Genomic DNA, 6,384 nt, shown 5'->3' on the forward strand with positions numbered 1-6,384 from the left:
AAAGCCTCTTTGAGAGGCAAGTGACGAGTCAAGAGCAATAAGGCTTGAACAAAGTGAAAGCCAGCGTCTTTAGGCGCTGGCTGGTAATTTGGGCTTATAGCCCTGGGACAAACCACCCGTTTGACGGGTGGTCATGATTATGAAATTAACATATGATGATAAAGTTCAAATCTATGAACTTAGAAAGCAAGTACAAAGCTTTAAACAACTTTCAAAAAGATTGGGTGTGGATTTTTCGGGCTAAGGTATGTGATAAAATGAATTGATTGTTATGAAATAGAGAGCCTAAAAAATGGGGAAAATCGTTATTATTCCCCTGAATGTGATATGTTGTAAAAGACTATTTGTGGTCTGTTAAATATATTAATAACAAAATTTAAACATGATAGTCTAATATCTAATCCATTTAAAGTGAATACGTTTATTAATCGTTTAAGTAAGAAAATTTCAAAAGAAGAAGGGATAGGTTTTCAAAAATAACCTATCTAGTCATTTCTTATATATAATTTGTATCTTTTGGTTTATTAATTTGTATTTAGAATTTAATCATGTTACAATTGAAATTGAAATCGAATAGAAAAGGAAAATGCAAACGTGGGCACACTATTAGCAACAAGATTAAAAAATAAACGAAAAGAATTAAAAATGTCTCAGCGAGAATTGGCTGAGGGGATATGTAAACAGGGACAGATTAGTCGATTAGAGAATGGAGAATTTACTCCTGGAGCAGACTTTTTATATGCTCTGTCTAAGAAGTTAAAAGTTAGTGTAGATTATTTTTTTAATGAGCAGATTGTAGAAGAGATTGATGAGTTATCAGAGTTTAAAAAGTTAGCCCAGGCATTTATCACAAATCGAAATTATGAGTCTTTGAAATATATATATGAGTTAGAGAGTGTAAAGGCACATCGCTTGTCTCTAGTAGATAAGTTTTATATGGAGTGGATAAAATCTCTTATAGATTTTTATTTCTATGGGCAAAAAGAGGAGGCTGTGGCAAGATTGGAGAAGGTACTGTCTCAGTTAAATGTAACTGACCTGTTCTACCTTCAAGTTTCAAATACTCTATTTAATTTTTATTATGATATTGAAGATTTAGAGAGCTTTAATGAAATTCGAGAAGAGTTAGAGTGTCAAGTAAATCAACTCAAGTTAAACACAATCGAAGAATTAAACCTTTCTATTAAATTTAATTATAATGTTTGTCGCTACCTATGGTTGCAGAATAATACTGAAGAAGCTATTACTAAAATCACAGATACGATAAAGCAATGTAAGACGTATAGAACAACATATCTTTTGGCTGATTTGTATTTATTGATGGGAAATGTCAGTAAGAATTTTTCTTCTAAAGTTTCAGTAAAAGAGTACTTTGAAACGGCTTATTTTCTATATAAGCTTGAGGGAAATATGTCAATGGCTCTTAAAATCGAGCATTACATTGCAGATATAACAGAATAGTAAAGACGATGTTCAATTAAGCATCGTTTTTTTAATCCAAAATAATACAAATATGTATTTAATAAAAATAAATAAAAAAATATTATCAAAACAATTGACATAATAACATCGAAGTGCTAAACTAAAGGCAAAAAATAAAAGGAAAGAACGCTGTGAATATCAACAAGAAAACGTTTTATACAATTACTTTTGGTGAGTTTATATCAAATGTTGGAGATAGATTTCAGAAAATTGCTTTTCCAATCTTAATTTACCAAGAATTTCATTCGTCTTTTGCAATGGGAGGAATGGTGATTATTGAATTGTTACCTCAATTCTTGTTGGGATTCGTTATGGGTTACTTATTAGATAATTTCAATAAGAAAAAAATACTATTATGGTCTACATTAATACCTGCATTATTATGTAGTGTAATACCGATATTATCTAAATATTCAGTTTCTATATTTTTTTACTATGTTATTGCATTTTTGATACCTTTATTTTCGACACTTTTTCAAACAGGATTCTCAGTCATTACTCCTGCCTTATTTGAGAAGGAAGAATTGCAAAAATATAATTCTCAGTTTCAAGGTGTCCGAACTATTTCAAAATTAATTTCTCCAGCTATAGCAGGGGTACTAATGTTAAAGTTTAATATTAATAGCATTTTTTTTATTAATAGTGCTTCTTTCTTGTTATTATTTCTTTCAATACTAATTTCATATATTCCAGATCAAGAACACAAGGAGAATGGTAATGATGATATAAAAGAAATTTTTGTAGGTTTTAAAGAGAACTTTACAAATATTAAGTTGAGGATTTCTTTACTCTTTACTATTGTTGTGAATATCGCTATGCTAGGCTTCAATGCAACGATTATTTATTATTTACAGGATCAATTAAAATTATCAAATAGTCTTGTTGGGATTGTTTACTCAATTGCTGGATTTGGAAGTTTGATAGCAGTAACCTTTCTTTCTACTTTTTTGAATAAGAAGGATGCTTTTATATTGATGAATATATCAATGGCAACCATCCCACTTGTCATTATGGCGAGTGGAATAGTAGAAAATTGGATATTTTTTGGAATTTGTTATTCAATTTTGAGCGGACTAATTACAATAGCTTCTGTTTCGATTACAACAATACAGCAGCAAGAAAGTACTGTGTATAATATTGGAAAGATACTTTCTAGTTCTTTTGTAATAGCTACCATTTTTGCTCCTTTTGGAGGGATACTGGCTGCTTATTTTAATTGGCTTTTAAACCCGAGATTAAGTCTAGTTATTTTGGGATTACTAAGTAGTTTATTGGTTATTCTTATAAAGAGTTATGAAAAAAAGCTAACTAAGAAAAGAACTGCAATATTTATGAAGGAAGATTAGTGGGTTAATTATCATTAGAAAAAATAATATTAATTCGTAGTAAAATAAAAAAATGAAAAAGGTTTTACATAATGTACTACCTTTTTCAGATTTAATAATTATTTAGGGGATAGAACTATAGACCAAAAATACTGAATCTTGAACTGCACCCCAAAAGTAAGATTTTTTCTGTCTAACTTTTGGGGTCAGTACAGTATCTCTAATTTCTGGAGTGCTTTTTCTATATTCATATTATTTTACAGTACCCATGTACGGATGGCATGGGCAACGCCGGATTCATCATTTGTTTTGGTGATGTATTTGGCGATTTTTTTGATTTCTGGATTTCCGTTTTCCATGACAACTGGGTTACCAACGACTTCCAGCATGGCACGGTCATTTTCTTCGTCACCGATCGCCATGGTTTCATCTTTGGTCAATCCGAGTTTTTCAGCTAGGTGAGTGATGGCTGAACCCTTGTCTACATTCTTTTTAAGGAGTTCGAGGTAGAAAGGAGCAGATTTGTTGATGGAGTAGTGTTCGTAAAATTCTGCTGGGATTTTTTCAATCGCAGCATCCAGAATCTCAGGTTCATCGATGAACATACATTTGACAATTTCCTTGCCAGCCATTTCTTCAGGTGTACGATAGAAGATGGGCATGCTGACGAGGGTTGATTCGTGCACTGTGTATTTTCCGATATTGCGATTGGCAGTATAGATACCGTCCTTGGTAATAGCGTGCATGTGGACACCGAGCTTACGACTGAGAAATTCCATATCCAGATAATCCTCATAAGTCAAGGATTCGCTGATAATCTCATGTCCTGTAGCAGTTTCTTGGACAAGGGCACCATTGAAAGTCACAACATAGTCACCCTCGTCTCTCAACTGCAAGTCATCCAGAAGTTTGGCAACACCTGCGATAGGGCGGCCAGTTGCAATCACGACTTTGACACCAGCTTCTTTGGCATCTTGGATGGCAGAAAAGACTTCAGGAGTAATCTCCTTTTGGCTATTGACTAGGGTTCCGTCGATATCGACGGCGATTAGTTTAATACTCATAAATTTCCTCTTCTAGTTTTTATTTGGAGTAAAATGATCGTTCTCAATCAAGTGTAAAAATTGCTGGGTAATGCTTGCAAAGATGCTGTTTTGGTCCAACATTTCTTTTGGAAAATAAAAGCGATTATCTCCGTGGCGACTGCCAGCAAGGGATTGGACGATAGGAGACAGGCTAGAGAGTTCGGCCAGTTCTCCATTTTTTTGTAAAATCTCAATCTGTGTCCGTGGATTTTCAGATTCGGGACGATAGATATCATAAGGGAGGTCGAAGTTCTTATGAATGGCAGTATAGTAGTCGGGATCAAAGCCAATGTCCTCGACCAATTTTCTCATGCTGGCGAGTTGGTCTTGATCCTCTTGTGAAAAGGTAATGGATTTAAAGACCTTGCGGTTGACAAAGCGCTGTGATAAGTCTGCTAAAATCTTGTCAGGACTGGTCATCCAGAGTTGGAAGTAGGTATTCATCACACCATCATCCAGAGCCAGATAATCAGACAAGGTCACATTTTTTTCAAAGAATGGCAGGAGATGTGGAGAAGTTCGGGCAAAGAAGTCCTTGTCTTCTGGATAAAGTTCCTTAGCCCGTTTGAGAAGATTCTGCAGGAGAACTTCCATGGCCCGTGTTGCTGGGTGGAAATAAACCTGCATATACATCTGGTAACGGCTGAGGACGTAGTCTTCGATGGCATGCATGCCATTGCGCTGAAAGGCGATACCATTTTCGACAGGACGAATGACTCGGAGGATGCGAGTCAGGTCAAATTCCCCATAGGATGCTCCAGTAAAATAGGAGTCGCGCAAGAGATAGTCCATGCGGTCTGCATCAATCTGACTAGAAATGAGCTGCACGACCTGCTTATTAGGATAGGTATGGTCAATGACACTGGCAACCTTTTCTGGAAAATCTGGCGCAACTTGTAGCAGGACTTGGTGAATCTCCGTTTCAGGACTTTGGATGATTTCCTGAGTAATGGCTTCATGGTCTGTATCAAAGAGATGTTCAAAAGTATGGGAGTAGGCACCATGCCCGAGGTCATGTAGGAGAGCAGCGGTCATGGTCAAGAGAGACTCGGCAGGATTCCATTCTTCAGGATATTTTTCTTCAAAAATCTCTGTGATGCGTCGTGCAATCTCATAGACTCCAAGACAGTGAGAGAAGCGGCTGTGCTCCCCACCGTGGAAGGTATAACTGGAAGTTCCCAGTTGCTTAATACGGCGCAAACGCTGAAATTCTTTTGTATTAATCAAGTCATAGATGATTTGATTATTGACATGGATGTAGTTGTGAACTGGGTCACGGAATACTTTTTCGTTCATATGACCATTATAGCAAAAAGCTAGAGTTTTTGGTAAAATAGTAGGACAAGAGATAAGAAAGAGGACCTGATGTGAAGATTCGGATGCGAAATAGGATTCAGTTTGATGAGCAGTTGGAAGTGATTGATCAGCTCTATGACGTGGAAGTGCATGAAAAAGGAGATTATAGCTACCTGCTTTTTTATAATGAGGAAAAGGAAAAAGTGGTTATTAAATTTTATGGTCAAGAACTGGTGATGAGCCGATTTTCCAATCCCAAGACCATTATGCGCTTTCTAAAGGATAGTGATAGTTTAGCCTATATTCCTACACCTATGGGCATGCAGGAGTTTATCATCCAAACGAGCCATTATCAAGTAGATGGGCAAAAGATTGAGCTAGATTATCAACTACAAAATCAAGAGGGACATCCCTTTGCCAGCTATCAATTGGAAATTACTTGGGGATAAGTATGACTGGGGACTAGGTTATAGTGACGAAGCTGGGAATGTGCATGAAATTAGGCTTTTTCTTGACATTTTAAGCATCTGAGACATTTATATTTTGCAGACTAAGGTTACAATAACTATTCCATAGCCCATTATTTATTAAAGCTAAGTATAGTTCCTGTCTCCCCTTATACTTACTAGTTTCAAATGAGTAGAGTGGATTTGAGAGCTAGCAATTTTGATTATGATTCAAGCTACCATTATTATCTCTGCCCAGAGAATCAGGTGTGAATTGATTGATTTATGAGTTATCAAGAGTATAATATCAATCTACAAGTATGGGGCACTTATCTAGTATTATCCTTTTATATTAAAAGTAATAACAACAAAAAAGGGATATGGAGACATGTATGGAAAGATAGTCTTGAATTTTGAGAAGAGATTCGACGCTGAAAAGAGCGAAAGTAAAGATCAAAATAGAGGTGAATATTTGGCTTAATTTGACAATTCAAGATCTAAAAATTTATAAAAGGGACAATGAATATCCCTTTTTATTTTTATCGAATTCAGAGTTTTGGATAGAATAGATTGGTAAATAATGAATAAAATATTTTGGAAAAAATAGACGCCAAAAAGGCTCTTTGTCTTCCAAGAGGTATTCCCTATGTTTCACAAAGAAAATCTAGACTACAACCGCAATCAAGTTGGTTTTTACACGCTAGACGAACTCGTTCTGCCAGACCATTTTCTTCGTCAAGTTGAGCAATA

General features: G+C 35.4%; 5 protein-coding genes and 1 pseudogene. 4 read left to right on the top strand and 2 right to left on the bottom strand.

Annotated elements, in window-relative coordinates:
* Window positions 1-139 precede the first annotated feature (139 nt).
* The 3 genes and pseudogenes from B7692_RS11260 to B7692_RS06420 all read left to right on the top strand — a co-directional run.
* Window positions 140-321, top strand: a pseudogene (locus B7692_RS11260) (helix-turn-helix domain-containing protein); the annotation flags it as partial.
* 273 nt (window positions 322-594) lie between these two features.
* Window positions 595-1,461, top strand: coding sequence for a helix-turn-helix domain-containing protein (locus B7692_RS06415; RefSeq protein WP_084930246.1), 867 nt, complete (start codon window positions 595-597; stop codon window positions 1,459-1,461).
* A 152-nt stretch (window positions 1,462-1,613) separates the two neighbouring features.
* On the top strand, window positions 1,614-2,828 hold the full coding sequence (locus B7692_RS06420; protein WP_084930247.1) for an MFS transporter: 1,215 nt from the start codon (window positions 1,614-1,616) through the stop codon (window positions 2,826-2,828).
* Window positions 2,829-3,064: 236 nt separating this feature from the next.
* On the opposite strand, the gene yidA is transcribed toward B7692_RS06420, so the two are convergent.
* Both yidA and B7692_RS06430 read right to left on the bottom strand, forming a co-directional pair.
* Window positions 3,065-3,871 (bottom strand): sugar-phosphatase, encoded by an 807-nt coding sequence (yidA, locus tag B7692_RS06425; protein ID WP_084930248.1) that lies wholly within the window; start codon window positions 3,869-3,871, stop codon window positions 3,065-3,067.
* A gap of 12 nt (window positions 3,872-3,883) precedes the next feature.
* Window positions 3,884-5,188, bottom strand: coding sequence for an HD domain-containing protein (locus tag B7692_RS06430; protein WP_045607053.1), 1,305 nt, complete (start codon window positions 5,186-5,188; stop codon window positions 3,884-3,886).
* A 71-nt stretch (window positions 5,189-5,259) separates the two neighbouring features.
* On the opposite strand from B7692_RS06430, the gene B7692_RS06435 reads away from it, so the two are divergent.
* Window positions 5,260-5,637, top strand: a complete 378-nt coding sequence (locus B7692_RS06435) for a YwiB family protein (protein WP_084930249.1) — start codon at window positions 5,260-5,262, stop codon at window positions 5,635-5,637.
* Window positions 5,638-6,384: the final 747 nt, after the last annotated feature.

The organism is Streptococcus mitis (genome assembly GCF_002096925.1).
GTDB classification, from domain to species: Bacteria; Bacillota; Bacilli; order Lactobacillales; family Streptococcaceae; genus Streptococcus; species Streptococcus mitis_AF.